Here is a 21,336-nt window from a genome sequence, read left to right as displayed (position 1 = left end):
TACTCATGGACTTCACCACTACCGAAGCATCTGACGACCTCTCGGGCCTGGTCGGCACCATCGTGGACGCGGTGTGCACGCCGGAGCGCCAGCGTGAGCTCGACGCATTGGAGCAGCGCTTCGACGCCGAGCTGTGGCGCAAGCTGGTCGACGCCGACGTCGTCTCCAGCGCCGCCAGCGAGTCGCTGGGTGGCGGCGGGTTCGGCGTGCTGGAGCAGACCGCGATCCTGACCGCACTCGGCCGCCAGCTGGCCGCGGTGCCGTACCTGGAGTCGGTGGTGCTGGCCGCCGAGACACTGGCCAAGTTCGGCTCCGCGGAGCTGCAGCAGGCCTGGGGCGCCCCGGCCGTGGCCGGGCAGAAGATCCTCACCGTGGCCCTCGACGGCGAGATGGGTGAGGGCCCGGTCCGCGCGGCCGCCGCCGGTGACGGCTACCGCCTGACCGGAACCCGCACTCAGGTCGGTTTCGCCTCGGTTGCCGATGCCTTTCTGGTGGCGGCCGAAACCGATTCGGGCACAGCGGTGTTCCTGGTCGCCGCGTCCGATCCCGGCGTGACGGTGACTTCGCTGGCCACCACCGGACGGGGCAGCGTGGGCCACCTGGAGCTCTCCGGGGTCGAGGTGGCGGCCGGCCGCCTGGTCGGAGGCGCCGACGTGCTCGACCACCTGGTCGCCGTGGCGGCCCTGGGTCACAGCGCCTACCAGCTGGGAGTGCTCGAGCGTGGCCTGGCCATGACTGCCGAATACGCCCGCGAGCGTGAGCAGTTCGACAAGCCGATCGGCAGCTTCCAGGCGGTGTCGCAGCGGCTGGCCGACGGCTACATCGACGTCAAGGGCCTGCGCCTGACGCTGACCCAGGCGGCGTGGCGGGTCAGCGAGGGTCTGCCGGCGACCACCCAGGTGGCCACCGCCGCATTCTGGGCGGCCGAGGCCGGCCACCGGGTGGCGCACAGCATCGTCCACATTCACGGCGGGGTCGGCATCGATATCGACCACCCGATCCACCGCTACTTCCTGGCCGCCAAGCAGACCGAGTTCGCGCTCGGCGGCGCCACGGGACAGCTGCTGGCGATCGGCCGCGAACTGGCCGAAACGCCGGCGTAGTCGGCTGAGCCGGACGGCTCAACGGTTCAGCGCATCCCCGAACGTCACCTTGAACCCCGGCAGGTCAGTCAGGGCCACGGTGGCGTCATAGGTCCGGTCGTATCCGGTGTGGCTCAGCTTCCAGCCGTCGTCGGTACGGCGGTAGGTGTCGTGATAGAAACCTGCCCCTATCAGCATGAGGTTGACGTCGGGCACGATCACTCGATCCTGCAGGTACCAGATGCCGGTGGCGGTGTCCGGGCCGGTGAGGGTGATCTCGGGGTGGTTGACCCGGTGCTCAGTGATGACGTTGCCGGGAAGCGAGTTCCGCATGAACTCCACCAGCGAGTCACGGTCGGCGAAGGTGTGCTTGCTGCCCATCGACTGGCCGTAGGCGGCGGTGACGTCCTCGGCCAGCGTGGCCGCGAAGTCATCCCAGTGCTTGGTGTCCAATGCCCGCAGGTAGCGGTACTTGACCTGCTTGATCTCTTCGATGTCGGCGATCTTCTTCAGGGCTGCTATGGCGTCTATGGCGTTCAAGGCCTGCGAATCAGTCACCGCTCTATTGCAACACTAATCTGATCACCATGTCAGCACCCGCCGATATCGACCAACAGTCCACCGTCACAGCCCTGCTGGCGCAGGTGGCCGAGGTGGACGACCGCGGTGTCTTCTACGAGGACACCTTCGTCAGCTGGCGAGACCACATCGCCGCGGGTGCCCGGCTCGGCGCCGCACTGCGGGCCCGCCTCGATCCGGAGAAGCCCCCGCATGTCGGTGTGCTGCTGGGCAATACGCCGTTCTTCTCCACGATGCTGGTGGCGGCGGCGCTGACCGGGATCGTGCCGGTCGGCTTGAACCCCACCCGCCGGGGCGCGGCCCTGGAGCGCGACGTGGCGCACGCGGATTGCCAACTGGTGCTGGCCGACAACACTGCCGACGTCTCGGTTCCGGGCATGATCGATGTCGAATCACCCTCGTGGCAATCGGAATTGGCCGGTGTTGCCGACACCCCGGTGAGCTTCCGGGAGGCCGACCCCGACGAGCTGTTCATGCTGATCTTCACCTCGGGCACCAGCGGTGACCCGAAGGCGGTGCGCTGCACCCAGTGGAAGGCGGCATTCCCCGGGGTGATGCTCTCGCAACGATTCGGCCTGGGGGCCGCCGATGTCTGCTATCTGTCGATGCCGCTGTTTCACTCCAACGCGGTGATGGCGGGCTGGTCGGTGGCGGTGGCCGCCGGTGCGTCAATCGCGTTGCGCCGCAAATTTTCCGCCTCTGGATTCATTCCCGATGTGCGCCGATTCGGGGCGACCTACGCCAACTACGTGGGCAAACCGCTGTCGTATGTGCTGGCCACGCCGGCGCAGCCCGACGATGCCGACAACCCGTTACGGCTGCTCTACGGCAACGAGGGCGCGCCACGAGACCTGGAGCGCTTCGCGACCCGTTTCGGGTGCACCGTGATCGACGCCTTCGGCTCGACCGAGGGCGGGGTCGCGATCGGGCGCACCCCGGACACTCCGCCCGGGGCGCTGGGGCCGCTGACCGACGGCAACACCATCATCGATGTCGAGACGGGTGAAGAGTGCCCGCCGGGCGTGGTCGGCGAGCTGGTGAACGCCAGTGGCCGCGGCCAGTTTCGGGGTTACTACCGCGATCCCGAGGCCGAGGCGCAGCGGATGGCCGGGGGGATGTATCACTCCGGCGACCTGGCCTACCGCGACGAGGCCGGCTACGCCTACTTCGCCGGCCGGCTCGGCGACTGGATGCGGGTGGACGGGGAGAACCTCGGTACCGCACCGATCGAGCGGATCCTGCTGCGCCACAACGCCGTCGCTCAGGCCGCGGTCTACCCCGTCCCGGACCCCGCGGTGGGGGATCAGGTGATGGCCGCACTAGTGCTGGCCCGGGGAACGTCGTTCGACGCCGACGACTTCCGCGCGTTCCTGGCTGAGCAGCCCGATCTGGGACCCAAGCAGTGGCCGTCTTATGTGCGGGTGGCCGAGGAGTTGCCGCGCACCGAGACGTTCAAAGTGCTCAAGCGGGTGCTGTCCGCCGAGGGCACCGAGTGCACCGATCCGGTGTATCGGATCTCCCGATAGCCGCTCGTCCTAGGCTCCTGCCGGCCCAATCAGGAGATGACGTCCCAGCCTTGGCTCGGGTCGTCGCCGCAGTAGCGGGTGGAGACCCACGTCCCCGGCCCCGGTCCGCCGAGGACAGTGAGGCAGTACCAGCCCGGGTCATTTTTGACGTGGCCATTGGGATCGAAATTCCAGTTCTGGTTCCACAGTCCGACACAGGGTCCGAGGTGCGCGAAGACACCGTCACCCGCCGGATTGATCAGGCATCCCCCGGGGAAGGCCACGTTCTGCAGCTGCCTGCCATTGAGAAACCAGCGCTGGGTGTCCGAACCATCGCAGGGGTTGACCACCACCGCGGCGAAATAGTTCGCGCTGGGGGCATCCAGACAGAAATCGCCCAGCCGACTGGCCAACCCGACCGGCCCGTCGGCGGCTGCCACGCCGGCGGTTGGCACCGTGGCGGCCAGCACCGTCCCAGCAACCACAAGGGCCCGGCCGGCAGCGCCCATCGACCTCATCGGATGCATGGTTCGCTCCCTCTTCGCAGCGTCGTCGGCCCCGTCGGCCGCGGCGGCACCAAGTGATGCAGCCACTCCTATCACCATGACCGCAGTTCATGGGCCGCAAGCGGCAGATTCCCCTTCCGGTGCCGTCGCGTCGAGGTGTTGCTCGCCACGTGGCGAAGTCGCGCCCGCTCGGCCGATCAGCGTCAAGACGCCGCCGACAACGCCGTACTCCCGAGATCTGGATTCGGCATTCCCCCACCTTTTCGGAAATTTGGGCGTACAAATACACCATTGAGCGGCTACCGCCGCCTCTTTGGCCCATCATCCGACAGTCGCCCAACACAGTGCCGAATCCTGGACCCTCCGCACCGCCACAACTGGCCCCCGCGCCGACCCTGCGGTGCGCGCAGGTAGCCGACCGATTGGTATTGCTGGACCTCTCCACCGGTGTCTACGACGTGGTGGATGAGATCGGCACCGCCATGTGGGCCCAACTCACCCGGCCACCGAAACAGCGCGACTTCGCCGCCCTCGCCGACAACTATGGAGTGCCTGCGGCCACCGTGGCGGCCGACACCGCCGACTTCGCCGCATCACAGTTGGCCGCCGGCCGACTGGTCCGCGCGCCGCAGCCCGCCACGCCGCATGCCGGCGTCCGGGCACGGCGACGCAGGCCAACGATCATGCGCGCCTTGACCGAACGAGCCGCCGCGGACCGCGACCTGCGAAAGGGTTTCGCTTCCGCCTACCACAAGCGCACCCAACCCGTCGCCGACCCCACCGAGCCGCGGACTGACGTGCAGCTGGCAACAGCGCGCTTTTTCACCGCCGAGGGCCTCTATCCCGCCCGCCAGGCGCCGCTGGACTGTCTACCGCGCTCGCTCGCCCTGACCAGCTTTCTTCGCGCAGCCGGCTGGCCGGCCCAGCATGTGATCGGCGTGGCGCTGTACCCCTTCGAAGCCCATGCCTGGGTGGAGTTGGACGGCGTAGCGCTCAAGGAGAGTGCCTCCGTCCTGCACCGCTTCACCGTTATCCAGCGGGCATGACGCAACCAGCCCTGCAGGGATTCCTGGTGTCGCTGCCCACCACGGTGGGGGCACCGATACAGGGCTGGCCGCAGCACGAGCCGGTCGGCGAAACCGCGGTCTGGTTTCACGGCTACCTGGCGAACCCGGCGCGGTTGCGCGCCGAGTTGAATCTTGCCCCCTCGGCGTCCTTCGGCCGGATCGTGGAAGCCGGACTCCGGCGCTGGCAGGCCAACACCGCCGAGCGCATCATCGGCGAATACGCGGTTGTCATCGTGAACGGCCCCGATGCCGTGCTGGTTGGCGATCGCATGGGCCTGCGGCCCCTCTACTACGCCGTTAGGCCGAACGCAACCGTGGTGTCCACCGACTTGGCAGCACTGGTCCGCGAAACCGGGGCCTGGCGAGAGTTGGACGAAGAGTATCTGGCCGACATGTTCAGCACCGGAATGCATCTGGGCCCGCGCACCCCGTACCGCGGCATTCGACGGCTGCAGGTGGGCCAGTTCGCTACCTGTCACACCGGCCGCCCCCGGCTGCGCGGCGGATGGCGACCGTCGACCGATCCTGTCCACGAGACATTCGACGGCCATCAGGAACTGTTGCGCGACAACGTTAAACGTGCCGTCGCAGGAGCATTGTCGCCCGACGGCACCCAAGCGGTCGAGTTGTCGGGCGGCCTTGACACCTCGACGGTCTTAGCCGCGGCCACCGGTCTGGCGCCGGTGGCCGCGCTCAGCTTCACTCATCCCGGATTCCCCGGCAGCGACGAGTCGTCGTGGATGAGGGCGGCGCTGGAAACGAGTCCGGCACCGTGGCATCCCATCGACGCCACCGAACACGGCACCTTCACCGCCGGGCCGGAATTGGGCATCTTCCTACCTGCACCCACGCGCCGGATCATCAACTGGGCCCCGAGCGCGGCCGAGGAGGCCGTCGCGCGGGAGTTGGGCGTGTCGACTCTGCTCACCGGCGAGGGCGGCGACGCGGTGTTCTTCGCGGGCCTGCTGCCCTGGTACCTGGCCGACTTACTGCGTAACGGACAGCCGGTACACCTGTGGCGCGAGGCGCTGCGGTGGAGTGCCGAGTCCGGGCTGGGCCGACCCGCCACGTTCTGGCTGCGTCGCGCGGCCCTCGAAGGACGGCGCCGGTGGCGACGCGGTCGGACCCTGACGCTGCAACCGTCTGCGCGCATTACCGAAGCGGCACCGTGGCTGCGCCGAGAGTACGTCGAGGGTCACGGGCTGCAACGCCGCGCCGAGTTCACCACGCCGATCCGAGCGCAGACGGTCCACGGTCAGGCCGTCGTGGAGAACGTGCTACGCGGCCTGGAGTTCGCCCGAAGCCGCCACCAGTTCCCTTCGGCCACATTCGAATTGCGGCATCCGCTGCTGGCGCCACCCTTGGTCGACTTGGCACTGGCCACCCCGTGGAACATCGCGGTGGATCCCCGTATCGATCGAGCGGTGCAGCGGTACGCCTTCGCGGGGCTGGTCAGCGAACAGGTACTTCGGCGGCGGTCGAAACCGATCGCGGACGAGGCGATGCTGCACGGCTTCGAACGCCATCCCCAATGGCGGGAATTCCTGGCCGAACGGCCCCAGATCGTGGAGCGCGGCTATGCCGATGCCGACGCCTGGACCGCGGCGCTGCCCGCACCCGGGCGTGTGGGCGCCGTCACGCAGTTCTACACGGCAATCCAGATCGAGGTCTGGCTGCGCCACCTACACCACGTGGGCGCTCCTGCCCTGCTGACCGGCGCTGCGCCCTGATTCGCCGAAACGCCATGTCTCGCTCGCTGGCATCAAGTACACTTTCGGAGGCCAGCTGGCGTGTGACGACTCTTTGGAGGTTCCCGGATGCGCAACTACTCACCCCCGCAGGTCGTGCACGTAGGGGATGTCCGCGCCACCACTCAGGGCAGCGGGAATTACCTGTCGGACAGCAGCACGGGCTACGGCTACATGGGCTGGTACCAGCGGCATGTCGACACCCCCGACACCGCGGCACCGCTGCCACCGCGCGGCTGAGCGGTCGCTCCGGAAGCCTCGTCGCACCGATCAATCGGGCAGGGCTCCTCGCGAGCGGGTCGTCTTCTCAGCCCGGAGCGCTGCGATCGAGTAGTGCCGAGTCCGCGTTGTCGGCAGCGCAGAGCCGCGTGTACAGGCCGCCACGATTCATCAACTCCGCGTGAGTGCCCTGTTCGGCGGCTCTGCCGTGGTTCAACACGATGATCCGGTCGGCCACGGCCGCGATGAAGTCCATGTCGTGGCTGATCACCAGACAGGTGCGGGTATCCGCGTATTCCCGGATCACGGCGGTTACGCGGGATCGCTGATCGGCATCCAGGTTCTCCGTCGGCTCGTCGAGGAGCAGGACCTGCGGCCGGCGAAGCAGACACCGCGCGAAGGCGATCAGCCGCTTCTGCCCTCCCGACGGCACCTCGAGGTCCATGACGGTGTCATAGCCGTCCCGAACCTTGGCCGGATCGACGATCACCGCATGGATATGGGCCGATCGACAGGCATCTTCGACCTCACTGTCGCTGGCATCGCGCCTGCCCAACCGCACGTTCTGTCGAATCGTGTCCTTTAGATAGAACGGGAACTGCGCGAGTTTGGACACCTGTTCTCGCAGCGAGTGCAATGTCACCTGACGGATATCGTTGCCGTCCAGCAGAATCCGGCCGCTCTGCGGTTCAAGGAAACGCAGCAGTAGATTGAAGACGGTCGATTTTCCTGATCCGATCGGTCCGACCAGCGCCACCGTCTCTCCTGCCGCGATCGAGAAGGACAACCCATTCAGAACCTTCTGTTGCGGCGAGTAGCTGAAGGAAACATCTTCGAATACGACGTCGCCCCTGATGCTGGGCAACGCGGCAGCATTAGGGAGTTCCCGCACCGTGGGCTCGGTGTCGAGCAGTTCGTAGGTCGATGCGACGTGGGGCAGGATCGACTGATAGGTCGTATACGCCAATACCATTCGCTGCACAGCTGCAAACATCGTCGGCACATACGCGATGAACACCACCAGGCCCGCGAAGCTCAGACCGAACCGGTCGCCCCACGCGATCCCGCTCACCAGCACCAGCACCGTGCTCAGCGCGATGAAGACCTGGACACCGTTGGTCGATGCCTGCATCCAGACCCGCATCGCGGCCATGTTCTTCGTCGCGGCCATCGCCGATTCGCCGAACGTCTCACTGCGGCGACGCTGGGCGTTGAACACCTGAATCTCCGAGATACCACTGGCCGTCTCGGCGAGTTCGCCACTCATCTCGCGATTTGCCATCATCGCTCGTTGCGTCACCACCTGGAGCCTGCTGCCCGCGTAACGAAGGGCCATGAGCGCGAGCGGGGCCAGAACCAGCGACACCACCGTCATCGGCCAGGACAACGCGAGAAGGTATCCGAGCGCGACCACCAAGACCACTGCGTCGACAAGCGGTGGGACAACGCAATCGGTCAACAGCCGCTGGACGCACGGCGCCTCCAGTTGCACACGCTGAATCAGGACACCGCTGCGCGCACCGACGAAGAAGTCCAGGGACAGCGATTGAACGTGGTCGTGAACACGCTGCAGGATCGCAGCCAGCAGCTTGCGCTCGACATGCGCACCGATCCACGCGTTGACGAAGCCCAGCGCTTGCGCCAGCACCAATGCGCCCGACCAAATGCTCAGCAGCACCATGAAATTCAGCGGCTTCGTCAGCCATCCGACAAGACCGGAGGCCAAACCGCCGTCACGGCTGAGCAACGAACCCTGTTGCCCCCATACATCGGAGAGGTCCCCATTCATCCCGGCGGCGGCGACGGCTTGCATCAGCGGCCCCAAGGCCGCACTGGACACAAAAGGCAGCGCCGTGACGAACAACCCCAGCAGGACGCAAATCAACACCGCCCCGCGGACCGCGCGCAGCATGGTCAAACTGCGACGTATGTACATGGCCCGCTCCTCGATCACGGTTTGGCGTCCACGATGACAGAACCACACCCGGCGACGTGGAGATTCTGCGCGATATCCGTTCGCGCCCGCATGCAGCCGCGATCAGCAAAAACCGCGTACCACCTTCCGGCGCCGGTGCGATGATCTACGGGTGCCCCTTCACCAGCTCACCGGACACCGCATACCTCAGACCCGCAGGACACTCTTGGCCGCGACTTTCGTGGCCGCACTGTCGATGCCGACGGCTTCCTGCGGGAACACCGAGTCGTCTGTCTCCATGGGACATCAGCTCGTTGTCACATCGACAACCCTGACTTCCGCAAGCCCATCGCCGGTGACCCACACGGATTCGCAGATCTCCAACGGGAAGAGTTACACCGTCACGGTCGCCCCAATCGAGGGAGCGACCGCCGACGGCCGGGGCCACTGGCGCGCGGAAGTCGGCCGGATATCGGGCGGCGATCCCCGGGTGGCCGAGTCGTTCAACAAAGCCGGCAACGCATCGGCGCGCTATCAGATCGATCAAGTGCGTGCGGACGCGGACACCAGTTCGCCTTGGCGGCTTGAGATTCAGTCGGCATTGACCTTTCGCCCCATCGCGATCGCCCAGGTTCTCACCGGCGTCTACTACGCCAAAGACGCGGCCCATCCGACCAACTATGTGAGCACTGTCGTCATCGACAGTCGGAATGCCAAACCGATCACTTTGAGCGACCTGTTCATCACCGAACAAGACGGCCTCAATCGACTCTCCGAGCAGACCAAACGGATCTGGCCGACCACCTACGGCGGCGGCGAGCCGATGTCCGACGAACCGGGCAACCGCCCGATCGCGGAAAACTTCGCGAACTGGATTCCTACCGCCGAGGGCATCCAGATCCACTTTGCCGACTATCAGTTCGGACACGGCTCGCCGGTCATCACCGTGCCATGGTCATCGCTGACCGACGTGCTGGCACCCGACATGAAGGCACTGGCGCAGCGCTGAAAATGCCTGTCAGAACAGTTCGTAAGACTCGCGGGAAATCACGAACCCGTGGTCGTCCCGGTTCTCGCACCTGATCCCGGACTTCTCACTGGTGCACAGATGTGTCGTTGAACTGTCACGTTCGCCGTAGTTGAGGGTTCGCGCGTCCCCGCCGAACGTGGTGTCTCCGGCACAGACGAACTCGGCCTTACCGTGAGCCTCGATTTGGATGCCCTGCCCGTACCCGGTCTGACTGTAACAATCCGACGGCCGCGGCGGCGGCGACCAATCACGTTCTTGGATGTCGCACCGGACCCAGTCGGGGCCTACCAGGCACGCGATGTTTCCGCTCGGGGATACGAAGAAGTGCAGATCCGGCTGCGCCAGGACGGTCGGCGCCATGCCGATAGCCGAGAAGATCAGGGCCGCTGCTGCACCGAGCGCTGCTTTCATGATGAAAAGATAGCCGAAAACAGACGATTGTACGGTTTAACGAGAATTGTTACACCTCCGGTGCCCCACTCGCCCGTGCTGAGCCCGGCATTCAGCGGCTGCCACGGACCGCTCTGGTCGAACAATCCCGGGGATTGGCCGGTTCGACACGGCCAATGGTCATCCCCTTTCGTCGCCCACCGCGGGCAATATGAGTCAATGCCTGCCGCCCGCCGCATGCTCGTCGCAATCCTGGCCGCCGCCCTGGCCTTACCCCTGGCCCTGGCCTCGCCCGCCTCCGCGGAACCGCTCCAGGCCAGCTTCGCGCAGCTGGCCAACACCATCGGAGCCAACGTCGGCATCGCCTATGCCCCGGTCGGCCAGAACCAGGTGGCCACCCTCGGATCGCTGCAGAACGGCGTGGCCTGGTCGACCATCAAGGTCCCGCTGGCGATCGCGGCGCTGCACGCCAACCGCCCGAACGCCCAAGACCTGGCGGCCAGGGCTGTCACGGCCTCCGACAACGATGCCGCCGAGCAGTTGTGGTCCTCGCTGGGGCCGGCGCCCCAGGCCGCCCAACAGGTGCAGGCCGTCCTACGGGCCGGCGGCGACCTCGGAACCGCGGTGGAATCCCGACGACTGCGACCTGAGTTCAGCGCATTCGGTCAGACCCAGTGGCCGCTGGCCCGCCAGGCGGTGTTCGCCGCCCACCTGCCGTGCATGGCCGTCGCTGCGCCCGTCTACAGCTTGATGCGCAACACCGTGCCCGACCAGCGCTGGGGGCTGGCCAGCATCGGCGCCCCGACCAAAGGCGGCTGGGGCCCCGGCCAGGGCGGTGGCTACCTGGTGCGGCAGTTCGGCATCGTCGGCACCCCGAACGGATCGCTGGCGGTGGCCATGGCCGCCGAACCCAGGGACGGCAGCTTCAGCTCCGGGATTGCGGCACTCAACCAGATGACCCAGTGGCTCAGTGCCCACGCCGCCGAGCTACCGGGTGGCCGCTGCGCGGGGTAGTTTGGCGGCTAACCACGTGTTACCCGCGAGTAGGAGATCGCCCATGCCCGCCCCATCCGCCATAGACTTCGACCGACTGCGTCAACTGTCCGCGATCGACGACATCGAGGCGCGGCAGTCGAAGACCATCGACGAGGTCTTCACCGGTAAGCCGCTGACCACCATCCCGGTCGGCAACGCCGAGGACGTGACGGCGGCGTTCGCCAAGGCCCGCGAGGCGCAGCGAACCTGGGCGGCGCGCAGCGTCAAAGAGCGCAGCGCGATCATCGAGCGCTACCGCGATCTGGTGATCGCCAACCGGGACTTCCTGATGGACGTCTGCCAGTCCGAGACCGGCAAGGCGCGTTCGGCGGCCCAGGAGGAGATCCTCGACATCATGCTCAACGCGCGCTACTACGCGCGTCAGGCCACCAAGTTGCTGGCTCCCAAGCGGGTGCCGGGACTACTGCCCGGCATCGTCAAGACCGTGATCAACCACCACCCCAAGGGTGTCGTGGGTGTGATCGCGCCGTGGAACTACCCGATGACCCTGTCGATCTCCGACGCCATCCCGGCACTGCTGGCGGGCAACGCGGTGGTGGTCAAGCCGGACAGTCAGACCCCCTACTGCACGCTGGCCAACGCCGAACTGCTCTATCGGGCCGGCCTGCCGCGCGACTTGTTCGCGGTGGTGCCCGGTCCGGGGTCGGTGGTCGGCACCGCGATCGTGCAGCAGTGCGACTACCTGATGTTCACCGGCTCCAGCGCCACCGGCCGCACCCTGGCCGAGCAGTGCGGTTCCCGGCTGATCGGCTTCTCCGCCGAACTGGGCGGCAAGAACCCGATGATCGTCACCAAGGGCGCCAACCTGTCCGAAGTCGCCAAGGCCGCCACCCGGGCCTGCTTCTCCAATGCCGGGCAGCTGTGCATTTCGATCGAGCGCATCTACGTCGAACGCGACGTCGCCGAGGAGTTCGCGGCGAAGTTCGCCGAGCAGGTGCGCGCGATGAAGCTCTCGGCCGCATACGATTTCACCGCAGACATGGGCAGTTTGATCTCCGAAGACCAGGTCAAGACCATCTCCAATCACGTCGACGACGCCAAGGCCAAGGGCGCCAAGGTGATCGCCGGAGGCAAGGCCCGCCCCGATATCGGGCCGCTGTTCTACGAGCCGACGGTGCTGTCCGAGGTCACCGACGAGATGGAATGCGCACGCAACGAGACGTTCGGACCGGTGGTCTCCATCTATCCCGTCGACAGCGTCGACGAGGCGATCGCACGCGCCAACGACACCGAATACGGGCTGAACGCCAGCGTGTGGGCCGCCACCAAGTCGCAGGGTGAGGCGATCGCCGCGCGGATCAAGTCCGGCACGGTCAACGTCGACGAGGGCTACGCACTGGCCTTCGGCAGCACCGCGGCGCCGATGGGCGGCATGAAGGCGTCCGGGGTGGGCCGTCGGCATGGCGCGGACGGAATCCTGAAATACACCGAGTCGCAGACGGTCTCCACCGCCCGGGTCCTGAATCTGGATCCGCCGCTGGGGATCTCCGCTCCGGTGTGGCAGAAGCTGCTGACCCCGATGATCCGGGTGGTGCAGGCGCTACCGGGCCGGTAGCGCTCAGCGCCGGCCGGTTCGGTTCTTGCCCCGGTCGATGTCGCGCTCCAATTCGGCCAGTGCCGGTTCGATCGCGTCGGCCATCTTATGGATGTCCTCGGCGATCTCCGGCGTGGTCACGAACCCGAAGTCGAGGTGGTCGCGGTAGGAGAAGCAGGTGATGTTCAGCGCCACGTCCATGACCGGCGGGCCGAGCGGCACCAGTGATTCCAATTCCGCACCAGCCATATAGATCGGGATCGGCGGCCCCGGAACATTGGAGACGACGAGGTTGATCGGCGCCAGACGGTGCGAGAGGCCGGTCGCGGTGTAGGCACGGGCGGCCAGTTGCAGCAGGCCGGGCGGGGTGGTGTCGGTGAGTCCCATGATCTGGTGGGCCGAGAGCGCTTTGGCCATCTGCTTGGCACTCTGGGTGCTGGCGTGAATCGTCTTGAGCCGCTGGGCTGCTCCCTCGATGTCGGTCGCCATCGACACGGTCATCGAGCTGACCTGGTTGCCCACCTCACCCTGCGTCTCCTCGGTGCGGGTCGACACCGGGATCTGTGCCACCAGCGGCTTGTCCGGCAGCTCGCCGCGCTCGCGCAGGTAGTCGCGGACCGCACCGGCGACCATGGCCAGCACGACGTCGTTGAGCTTGACCCCATAGGCATCCTTGACGGCCTTGATCCGGGCAAGCTCGACGCGCGCGGCGCTGATCCGCCGGTGCGGCGAAACGCTGTCGTTGAAGCGGGTCACCGGGGCGTCGAAGTAGCGCGGAGGTTTGCGGGGCAGTCCCAGTCCGACCGTGGCGATCTGCTGGCGCACCGTCTGCTGCAACAGGCGCCCGATCCGGTAGGGCGTCTTGACCGCGACGTTGACCAGCTCGTCTAGGACCCGGCGCTCGTAGCTGGGCATGCTGACCCCGTTCGACGACTCCATCGCCGCAGGCTCTGGCGGTCGCGGCTCAGGCGTCACGTCCAGCATGATCTCGAACAGCCCGGCGCCAGAGACACCGTCGACGATCGCATGATGCATCTTGGTCAGGGTCGCCACCCGGCCGCCGCTGACACCTTCGATCACCCACATCTCCCACAGCGGGCGTGACCGATCCAGCTTGTAGGACATCAGCCGGCCCACGAGCTCTTCCACCTCGCGCCGCCCGCCGGGGGCTGGAACGCCGATGCGCCGCAGGTGGAAGTCGATGTCGAGATGCTCGTCTTCGACGAACCACGGGCGGTCCAGCCCCAACGGCGACGGGCTGACCCGCCAGCGCAACTGCGGAAGTTGCGGCAGCCGCTCGATCAGCAGCTGGCGAACCCGCTCGAAGCTGTAGTTCGGCGCATTGGTGGTGTCACAGATCGCCAGCCCACCGATGTGCATGTGCCAACCCGCCGTTTCCGCGGACCAGAACGCGGCGTCGACGCCCGAAAGTCGCTGCATCGACAGAGACTAGCCCGGACACCGGTTCGCTGTGAGCGGCTCACCGCCAAAAAATCCGGCCAATCTAGCTCTCAGCCGCCACATGCTTGGCGTGCACCTCATCGGCGGGGCGGGCTTCGGTCTGCTCCTTGGCCCAGCGGTAGTCGGGTTTGCCGGCAGGCGAACGCTTCACCTCGTCGACGAACCACAGGCTGCGGGGCACCTTGTATCCGGCGATCTCGGTACGCGCGCAGGCGTTGATCTCGTCCAGCGAGGGCCGGGCATCCCCGCGCGGCTGCACCACCGCGGCCACATGCTGGCCGTACCGGGCGTCGGGCACCCCGACCACCAGTGCGTCGAAGACGTCGGGGTGGGTCTTGAGGGCGGCCTCAACCTCTTCGGGGTAGATCTTCTCGCCTCCGGAGTTGATCGACACCGAGCCGCGCCCCAGCATGGTCACCGAACCGTCGGCCTCGACCTGAGCGAAGTCGCCGGGGATCGCGTACCGCACGCCGTTGATGGTGCGGAAGGTCTCGGCGGTCTTCTTCTCGTCCTTGTAGTAGCCGACCGGGATGTGACCGCGCTTGGCGATGATGCCGCGCACACCCGAGCCCGGCTTGACCTCGTTGCCGTCCTCGTCGAGCACCACGGTGTTCTTGTCGATGGTGACCCGCGGCCCGCCGGTGTGCGCCTCACCCTTGGCGACGATGCTGGTGCCGCCAAAACCGGTCTCCGAGGAACCGATGGAGTCGGTGATGATCCGGTTGGGCAGCAGCTCCAGCAGCCGTTCTTTGATGCTGGGGCTGAACAGTGCCGCGGTGGACGCCAGCAGGAACAGCGACGTCAAGTCGTACTCGTTGCCGGCGTCCTGATGGGCCAATAGCGCGTCCAGCAGCGGGCGCGCCATCGCGTCACCGGTGAAGAACAGCAGGTTGACCTTGTGGTCGTGGATGGTGCGCCACACCGCGTCGGCATCGAATTCCGGTGCCAGCACCACGGTTTGGCCGCTGAACAACGACATCCAGGTCGCCGACTGAGTGGCCCCGTGGATCATCGGCGGGATCGGGTGGCGGACCATCGGCGGGTTGGCCACTGCCTGCTTGGCCAGTCCGTACTCGTCGGCGATCGGCTCGCCGGTGGCGAAGTCGGTGCCGCCGAACAGCACCCGGTAGATGTCCTCGTGGCGCCACATCACGCCCTTGGGGAACCCGGTGGTGCCACCGGTGTAGAGCAGGTAGATGTCGTCTTCGCTGCGCGGTCCGAAGTCACGCTCGGGCGAGCCCTGCTGTAGGGCCGCCTCGAACTCCACTCCGCCGTAGCGCTGGTAGTCCAGGTCGCTGCCGTCCTCGACCACCAGAATGGTCTTGATATTCGGGGTGTCGGGCAGCACGTTGGCCACCCGGTCGGCGTACTGGCGCTCGTGCACCAGGGCCACCATGTCGGAGTTGTCGAACAAGTAGCGCAGTTCGCCCTCGACGTAACGGAAGTTGACGTTGACCAGGATGGCGCCGGCCTTGACGATGCCGAGCATCGCGACGACGATCTCGTTGCGATTGCGGCAGTACAGGCCGACCTTGTCGTCCTTCTTGACGCCTTGGTCGATCAGGTAATGGGCCAGCCGGTTGGCCTTCTCCTCCAGCTGCCCGTAGGTCAGCTGATCAGGCCCACAGATCAGGGCAACCCGATCCGGTACGGCGTCGATGGCGTGTTCGGCTAAGTCGGCGATGTTGAGAGCCACAACACACAAACTAGAACGTGTTACATTTCGATTTCAAGTCGAGGTTCCAACCCGGAAAGGCGGACGCCGGTGAGCGAGTCGTCAGAACAGCCCCACGCCCTCGTTGAGCAGCGCGGACACACCCTGATCGTCACCCTGAACCGGCCAGAGTCCCGCAACGCTCTTTCCGGCGAAATGCTGGCGATCATGGTCGAGGCCTGGGACCGCGTCGACAACGACGACGACATCCGCTCGTGCATCCTGACCGGCGCCGGTGGTTATTTCTGCGCGGGCATGGACCTCAAAGCGGCCAACAAGAAGGCACCCGGCGACTCCTTCAAAGACGGCAGCTACGACCCGTCGCGTATCGACGGCCTGCTCAAGGGGCGCCGGCTGACCAAGCCGCTGATCGCCGCGGTGGAAGGCCCGGCCATCGCCGGGGGCACCGAGATCCTGCAGGGCACCGATATCCGCATCGCCGGTGAAAGCGCCAAGTTCGGCATCTCCGAAGCCAAGTGGAGCCTGTACCCGATGGGCGGCTCCGCGGTGCGACTGGTGCGCCAGATTCCCTACACCATGGCCTGTGACCTGCTGTTCACCGGTCGACACATCACCGCCGCCGAGGCGCTGGAGATGGGCCTGATCGGCCATGTGGTGGCCGACGGCCAGGCTCTGACCAAGGCGCTGGAGATCGCCGAGCAGATCAACAACAACGGACCACTGGCGGTGCAGGCGATGCTGCGCACCATCCACGAGACCGAGGGCCTGCACGAGAACGATGCCTTCAAGATCGACACCAAAATCGGCATCAAGGTCTTCTTGAGCGAGGACGCCAAGGAAGGCCCGCGGGCGTTCGCCGAGAAGCGCAAGCCGGAATTCAAGAACCGCTGATGCGGGTCGCAGTCACCGGCGGCACCGGTTACCTCGGCGCCCACACGGTCAAGGCCCTGCTCGAAGCCGGGCATTCGGTTCGGCTCATGGTCGCCCCGGGCTGCGGTGCTGAGCCCGTCATTCCGCGACTGCGTGAACTGGGCGCATTGGAGGTCCTCGACGGCGACATCCGCGACACCGCGGTGGTGGCTGCGCTGTTGGACGGCTGCGACTCGGTGTTGCATGCCGCGGGGGTGGTCGGCACCAACGACCGCCAGGAAAAGTTGATGTGGGACATCAACGCCTACGCCACCGAAGCGATCTTGACCCGCGCCGTGGCCGCCGGTCTGGACCCGGTGGTGTCGGTCAGTTCCTACAGCGCGCTCTTTCCGCCGCCGAACGGGATCATCGGGCCGGACTCGCCCACCGTGCCCGGGCGCAGCGCGTACGCGCGCACCAAGGCCTACGGCGAGCGGGTGGCCCGCCGGCTGCAGGACGAAGGCGCCCCGGTCGTGGTCACCTATCCCTCCAGCGTGGTCGGCCCGGCGTTTCATACCGCGCCCGGTGTCACCGAGCGGGGCTGGACGCCGATCGTGAAGTACCGGGTGGCGCCGGTGGTGCGCGGCGGCATGGCGATGGTCGACGTCCGCGACATCGGCCGGGTGCACGAGGCGCTGATGCGGCCCGGCCGCGGCCCGCACCGCTACCTGTGCGGCGGGATCATGGTCAGCTTCGCCGAGATGATCGCCGCGGTGGAGCAGGGCCTGAGCAAGCCGGTGCGGCGAATCCCTATTTCGCCCAGCGTTTTCAAGGGAATCGGCCGAGTCAGCGACCTTGCCAGCAAGCTGCTGCCGCTGCCAGAGTCGCTGAGCTACGAAGCGGCCTGGCTGCTGACCTCGGCCACCCCCACCGACGACTCGGCCACCTTGGCCGATCTGGGTCTGGAGTGGCGGTCGCCGACGGAGGCGATCATCGAGTCGCTGCGGGCGCCCCTCCCTTCCCCGCCGAGCGGGTAACCAGCACGCTTTTTTGCCGAACGGCGCGGGCGACGCGGCTAAGCCAGCACCGGCTTAGTCGGGGTGAACACCACCGGCATCGACTCCAGGCCACTGACGAAGTTCGCCGGCCGCAGTGGCAGCGCGTCATCGGAGGCCAGCCGCAGATCCGGCAGGCGTTGCAAGATCTTCTGCGTCATCAGCCGTAACTCCAGCCGGGCCAGCTGGTTGCCCAGGCAGAAGTGCGTGCCGAAGCCGAATGCCACGTGACTGTTGGGGTCGCGGGTGACGTCGAAGCGTTCCGGCTCGTCGAATACCGACTCGTCGAAGTTGGCCGACTCGAACAGCAGCAGCATCTTCTCGCCCTCGCGCAGCTGCGTGCCGTGGAACTCGGTGTCGCGGGTCAGGGTGCGGCACATGTTCTTCACCGGCGAGGTCCACCGCAGCATCTCCTCGATCGCCACCGGCAACCGATCGGGTTCGCGCTGCAGCAACTCCCACTGATCGAGGTGGCGCAACAGCTGCGCCGTGCCACCGGACAGGGTGTGCCGAGTGGTCTCGTCACCGCCGATCAGGATCAGCAGCGTCTCGAAGATGATCTCGTCGTCGGTCATCTGCGCGCCGTCCACCTCGGCGTTGACCAGCACGGAGAACAGGTCGTCGGTGGGCTCGGCCCGACGTTTCGTGATGGTGTTCCTGGTGAATTCGGTCCAGCCGGCGAACGCCGCCATGACCGCCTGAGCCGTCGCCGATTCCGGATCCAGGTGTGAGCTCAGCCCAGCCACCAGGTCGTCTGACCACCGCAGCAGCATCGATCGTTCTTCAGGCAGTACCCCGAGCATGTCACCGATCACCGCCATCGGCAGCGGGGCGGCGATGTCGCGGACGAAGTCGCATTCGCCGCGCTCGCACACCGCGTCGATGAGCGTGTCGCACAACGTCTCGATGGACGGCAGCTGGGCGTGCACGCGTTTGCGGGTGAATCCGGCGTTGACCAGCTTGCGGCGCACCAGGTGCTCCGGGTCGTCCATGTCGATCATGTACGGGAAGCCCGGTTGGTCGGGACGGATGCCGCCGGCGTTGGAGAACACCTCGGGTGTGCGTTCGGCGTCGATCACCGCTTGGTAGGTCGACGCCGCGGCCAGCCCGTTGCGGTCCCGGAACACCGGCTCGTTGGCCCGCATCCAGCCGTAGGCGTCACGGGCACCTCCGTCGGCGTAGAACGTGCCGTCGGTCAGATCGACGTCCGGCTTGGTGGCCGGCTTCGCGTCGGCCATTACCTCGGTCATTGGCGTCCTCCGGATTACAGTGGGAGCCATGGCTCTTTCACAGCACACCATCGCTGGCACTGTGCTTACCATGCCGGTCCGTATCCGTCACGCGGATGTACATTCCGCGATGTTTTCAGTGCCCGCGGACGCCGCGCAGGCAATGATCGACTACAGCGGCCTGCAGGTCTTCCAGCAGCAGCCGGGACGTGCGGTGGTCAATCTGATGCTGGCTCGCTATATCGACGGCGACCTGGGTAAGTACCTGGAGTTCGGGACCGCGGTGATGGTCAACCCGCCGAGTTCATGCGGCGGTTCCAGCTTCGCCTCTCCTCCGTCGAGCCTCGCTAAACCGCCGGGCACCGAGGCCAGCGGCTGGCGCGCATTGGGCTCGGCCGGTGCGTTCATCCACCACCTGCCGGTCGACCAGGCGTTCACCCTGGAGGCCGGGCGCACCATCTGGGGATTCCCGAAGATCATGGCGGACTTCACCGTTCGCGACGGCCGGCAGTTGGGTTTCGATGTCGCCGCCGATGGCCAGCACATCGCCACCATGGAATTCGGGCGCGGCCTGCCGATTCCAGGACCGCTCACTTCGCGGCCCCGGGTGCTGCAGGCATTCAGCCACCTCGACGGCGTTACCCGCCAAGTGCCTTGGGAGATGCGAATTTCGAAAGTGCGTGGGTCGCTGGGCGGTACCACGCTGCGGCTGGGCACCCATCCGTACGCCCGCGAGCTGGCTGCGCTGGGCCTGCCCAAGCGGCCGATGATGTCGTCGACCGTGGGCCGCGTCGAGATGACCTTCGGCGACGCGCAGGTGGTGGGCGCCTAAATCTTGGCGTCCCGCCCCTCCCAGTACGGGTCGCGCAGCTTGCGCTTGTACAGCTTGCCGTTGGGGTCGCGCGGCATCTCGGCGATGTAGTCAATCGAGCGGGGCAGCTTGAACTTCGCCAGCCGCGCCGCCGCGTACTCCATAAGTTCGGCGGTCAGCGTGTCGTCTCCGGCCACGCCCTCGGCGGGCTGGACGACAGCCTTGATCGCCTCGCCCCATTCCTCGTCGGGCACCCCGAACACCGCGACGTCGAGCACCTTTGGGTGAATGATCAGCTCGTTCTCGATCTCGGCCGGGTAGACGTTGACTCCGCCGGAGATGATCATGTTGGTCTTGCGGTCCTGCAGATACAGGTAGCCGTCCTCATCCAGGTAGCCGACGTCGCCGACGGTGAACAGGTCACCAGCACGGCTCTCCTCGGTCTTCTTCTGGTCGTTGTGGTAGGCGAAGGTGGAGCCGCCCATCTGCATGTAGACGGTGCCGACCTCGCCGGCCGGCAGCTCGTTGCCTTCGTCGTCGAGCACCTTGACCACCGAATACGGCCAGGCCTTGCCCACCGAACCGGGGTGGGTCAGCCACTCGGCGCCGCTGATCTTGGTGCCGCCGCCCTCGGTGGCGGCGTAGTACTCGGTGATCACCGGACCCCACCAGTCCAACATCTGGCGCTTGACCTCGGGCGGGCACGGCGCCGCGCCGTGAATCATGTTGCGCAGCGAGGACATGTCGTAGCGCTCACGCACCTCGGCGGGCAGCGCCAACAGCCGACGGAACTGGGTGGGCACCATGTGGCTATGGGTGACCCTGTGCTCGGCGATCAGCGCCAGCATCTCTTCGGGATCCCACTTGTCCATCAGCACCACCTTGTGGCCCAGCTGGATGGAGATCGACGAGAAGTTCAGCACCGCAGTGTGATACAGCGGCGAGCCACAGATGTGTACGTGGTTGTCGAACGGCAACAGGTCATACAGCGCGAAGAAGCCGGCCGAGGCAACCGGAACCGCGTCGGGGTCGGCGCCGGTCAGCGGCCGCTTGACGCCCTTGGGCTTGCCGGTGGTACCGGAGGTGTAGAGCATCGCGGCGCCCATGGTGCGCACGTCGGGCCGGTCCGCCGGCTCGTCGGCGCCCAACGTGGACAGCGGGGCGAACCCGGCCATTTCAGTCAAGTCGCCCACTCCAAAGCGCCCCTGGGCGGGCAAGCCGGCCTGGTCCGCGGCGATCTTCGACGCATCAGCGAACCGCTCATGGGCGACAACGACTTTCGCGCCGCTGTCGGAGAGGATGTAGCCGATCTCCGGACCGGTGAGGTGCCAGTTGACGGCCACGATGTAGAGCCCGGTCTGCATGGCGGCGAAGTACACCGCGAGCGTATCGACGATATTCGGCAGCACCATCACCAGCACGTCGCCGGGCGCCAGGCCCATCGCCTGCAGCCCGCGGCCGTAGCGATCGGCGCGCGCGGCCAGCTCCCCGTAGGTCAGCTGGCCACCGTGGACGTCGACGACAGCGACGGCGTCGGGGGTGTCACGGGCGATGTTCCACAGGCCGGCTTCGCTCATTCGGCCAATCTAGAACGCGTTCTAGTCTGCTCGCAAGGCAGGAACGGC

19 protein-coding genes are annotated in these 21,336 nt (G+C 66.6%); 11 read left to right on the top strand and 8 right to left on the bottom strand.

The features are described from left to right. Positions 1-5: 5 nt before the first annotated feature. Positions 6-1,103 carry an acyl-CoA dehydrogenase family protein gene (locus LI94_RS00595; RefSeq protein ID WP_046299961.1) on the top strand — a complete coding sequence of 366 codons (1,098 nt, stop codon included), beginning with the start codon at positions 6-8 and terminating at the stop codon, positions 1,101-1,103. 18 nt (positions 1,104-1,121) lie between these two features. Here the strand turns inward: LI94_RS00595 and LI94_RS00590 are convergent, their stop codons facing one another. After that, positions 1,122-1,586 (bottom strand): nuclear transport factor 2 family protein, encoded by a 465-nt coding sequence (locus tag LI94_RS00590; protein ID WP_046299985.1) that lies wholly within the window; start codon positions 1,584-1,586, stop codon positions 1,122-1,124. Positions 1,587-1,669: 83 nt separating this feature from the next. On the opposite strand from LI94_RS00590, the gene fadD17 reads away from it, so the two are divergent. Continuing rightward, positions 1,670-3,187 (top strand): long-chain-fatty-acid--CoA ligase FadD17, encoded by a 1,518-nt coding sequence (gene fadD17, locus LI94_RS00585; RefSeq protein WP_046299960.1) that lies wholly within the window; start codon positions 1,670-1,672, stop codon positions 3,185-3,187. Between the two features lie 29 nt (positions 3,188-3,216). Here fadD17 and LI94_RS00580 read toward each other — a convergent pair whose 3' ends face one another. Continuing rightward, positions 3,217-3,693 carry an RICIN domain-containing protein gene (locus tag LI94_RS00580; protein WP_046299959.1) on the bottom strand — a complete coding sequence of 159 codons (477 nt, stop codon included), beginning with the start codon at positions 3,691-3,693 and terminating at the stop codon, positions 3,217-3,219. Between the two features lie 323 nt (positions 3,694-4,016). On the opposite strand from LI94_RS00580, the gene LI94_RS21815 reads away from it, so the two are divergent. From LI94_RS21815 to LI94_RS22940, 3 genes are all read left to right on the top strand, one after another. Beyond that, positions 4,017-4,718, top strand: a complete 702-nt coding sequence (locus LI94_RS21815) for a lasso peptide biosynthesis B2 protein (RefSeq protein ID WP_192830878.1) — start codon at positions 4,017-4,019, stop codon at positions 4,716-4,718. Continuing rightward, complete coding sequence (locus tag LI94_RS00570) at positions 4,715-6,469, top strand: asparagine synthetase B family protein (RefSeq protein WP_046299958.1); 1,755 nt, start codon at positions 4,715-4,717, stop codon at positions 6,467-6,469. The genes LI94_RS21815 and LI94_RS00570 overlap by 4 nt, the downstream gene beginning before the upstream one ends. An 87-nt stretch (positions 6,470-6,556) precedes the next feature. After that, positions 6,557-6,727, top strand: a complete 171-nt coding sequence (locus LI94_RS22940; protein ID WP_152664713.1) for a lasso RiPP family leader peptide-containing protein — start codon at positions 6,557-6,559, stop codon at positions 6,725-6,727. A gap of 67 nt (positions 6,728-6,794) precedes the next feature. On the opposite strand, the gene LI94_RS00565 is transcribed toward LI94_RS22940, so the two are convergent. Beyond that, positions 6,795-8,660 (bottom strand): ABC transporter ATP-binding protein, encoded by a 1,866-nt coding sequence (locus LI94_RS00565; protein WP_024442218.1) that lies wholly within the window; start codon positions 8,658-8,660, stop codon positions 6,795-6,797. A gap of 316 nt (positions 8,661-8,976) precedes the next feature. Here LI94_RS00565 and LI94_RS00560 point away from each other — a divergent pair, with 316 nt between their 5' ends. Continuing rightward, entirely contained in the window at positions 8,977-9,630 is a 654-nt protein-coding gene (locus tag LI94_RS00560; RefSeq protein ID WP_024442217.1) for a hypothetical protein, read from the top strand. A gap of 9 nt (positions 9,631-9,639) precedes the next feature. Here the strand turns inward: LI94_RS00560 and LI94_RS00555 are convergent, their stop codons facing one another. Continuing rightward, a complete protein-coding gene (locus LI94_RS00555) occupies positions 9,640-10,062 on the bottom strand; it encodes a DUF6636 domain-containing protein (RefSeq protein ID WP_024442216.1) in 423 nt (140 codons plus the stop codon). A 198-nt stretch (positions 10,063-10,260) separates the two neighbouring features. On the opposite strand from LI94_RS00555, the gene LI94_RS00550 reads away from it, so the two are divergent. Further along, positions 10,261-11,055, top strand: a complete 795-nt coding sequence (locus tag LI94_RS00550; protein ID WP_239651117.1) for a hypothetical protein — start codon at positions 10,261-10,263, stop codon at positions 11,053-11,055. 43 nt (positions 11,056-11,098) lie between these two features. After that, positions 11,099-12,652: a succinic semialdehyde dehydrogenase gene (locus tag LI94_RS00545; protein ID WP_046299957.1), complete on the top strand. Its 1,554-nt coding sequence runs from the start codon at positions 11,099-11,101 to the stop codon at positions 12,650-12,652. Between the two features lie 3 nt (positions 12,653-12,655). Here LI94_RS00545 and LI94_RS00540 read toward each other — a convergent pair whose 3' ends face one another. Together LI94_RS00540 and LI94_RS00535 are read right to left on the bottom strand one after the other, a co-directional pair. Then, entirely contained in the window at positions 12,656-14,071 is a 1,416-nt protein-coding gene (locus LI94_RS00540) for a wax ester/triacylglycerol synthase family O-acyltransferase (RefSeq protein WP_024442213.1), read from the bottom strand. A 64-nt stretch (positions 14,072-14,135) separates the two neighbouring features. Further along, positions 14,136-15,788, bottom strand: a complete 1,653-nt coding sequence (locus tag LI94_RS00535; protein ID WP_024442212.1) for an acyl-CoA synthetase — start codon at positions 15,786-15,788, stop codon at positions 14,136-14,138. 69 nt (positions 15,789-15,857) lie between these two features. Between LI94_RS00535 and LI94_RS00530 the strand changes: the two genes are divergently transcribed. Together LI94_RS00530 and LI94_RS00525 are read left to right on the top strand one after the other, a co-directional pair. Then, positions 15,858-16,658, top strand: coding sequence for a crotonase/enoyl-CoA hydratase family protein (locus tag LI94_RS00530; RefSeq protein WP_024442211.1), 801 nt, complete (start codon positions 15,858-15,860; stop codon positions 16,656-16,658). Beyond that, positions 16,658-17,653: an NAD-dependent epimerase/dehydratase family protein gene (locus LI94_RS00525; protein WP_024442210.1), complete on the top strand. Its 996-nt coding sequence runs from the start codon at positions 16,658-16,660 to the stop codon at positions 17,651-17,653. The genes LI94_RS00530 and LI94_RS00525 overlap by 1 nt, the downstream gene beginning before the upstream one ends. A 38-nt stretch (positions 17,654-17,691) precedes the next feature. Here LI94_RS00525 and LI94_RS00520 read toward each other — a convergent pair whose 3' ends face one another. Then, positions 17,692-18,909 carry a cytochrome P450 gene (locus LI94_RS00520; protein ID WP_275451590.1) on the bottom strand — a complete coding sequence of 406 codons (1,218 nt, stop codon included), beginning with the start codon at positions 18,907-18,909 and terminating at the stop codon, positions 17,692-17,694. Positions 18,910-18,949: 40 nt separating this feature from the next. Between LI94_RS00520 and LI94_RS00515 the strand changes: the two genes are divergently transcribed. Beyond that, positions 18,950-19,732, top strand: coding sequence for an acetoacetate decarboxylase family protein (locus LI94_RS00515; protein ID WP_036457724.1), 783 nt, complete (start codon positions 18,950-18,952; stop codon positions 19,730-19,732). On the opposite strand, the gene LI94_RS00510 is transcribed toward LI94_RS00515, so the two are convergent. After that, complete coding sequence (locus LI94_RS00510; protein ID WP_046299955.1) at positions 19,729-21,288, bottom strand: acyl-CoA synthetase; 1,560 nt, start codon at positions 21,286-21,288, stop codon at positions 19,729-19,731. The genes LI94_RS00515 and LI94_RS00510 overlap by 4 nt on opposite strands. Positions 21,289-21,336: the final 48 nt, after the last annotated feature.

The sequence above is a fragment of the Mycobacterium sp. UM_Kg27 genome (assembly GCF_000972905.1).
Taxonomy (GTDB): Bacteria; Actinomycetota; Actinomycetes; order Mycobacteriales; family Mycobacteriaceae; genus Mycobacterium.
Note: the sequence above shows the minus strand (reverse complement) of the source record. Positions and strands in the feature narration are given on the sequence as shown.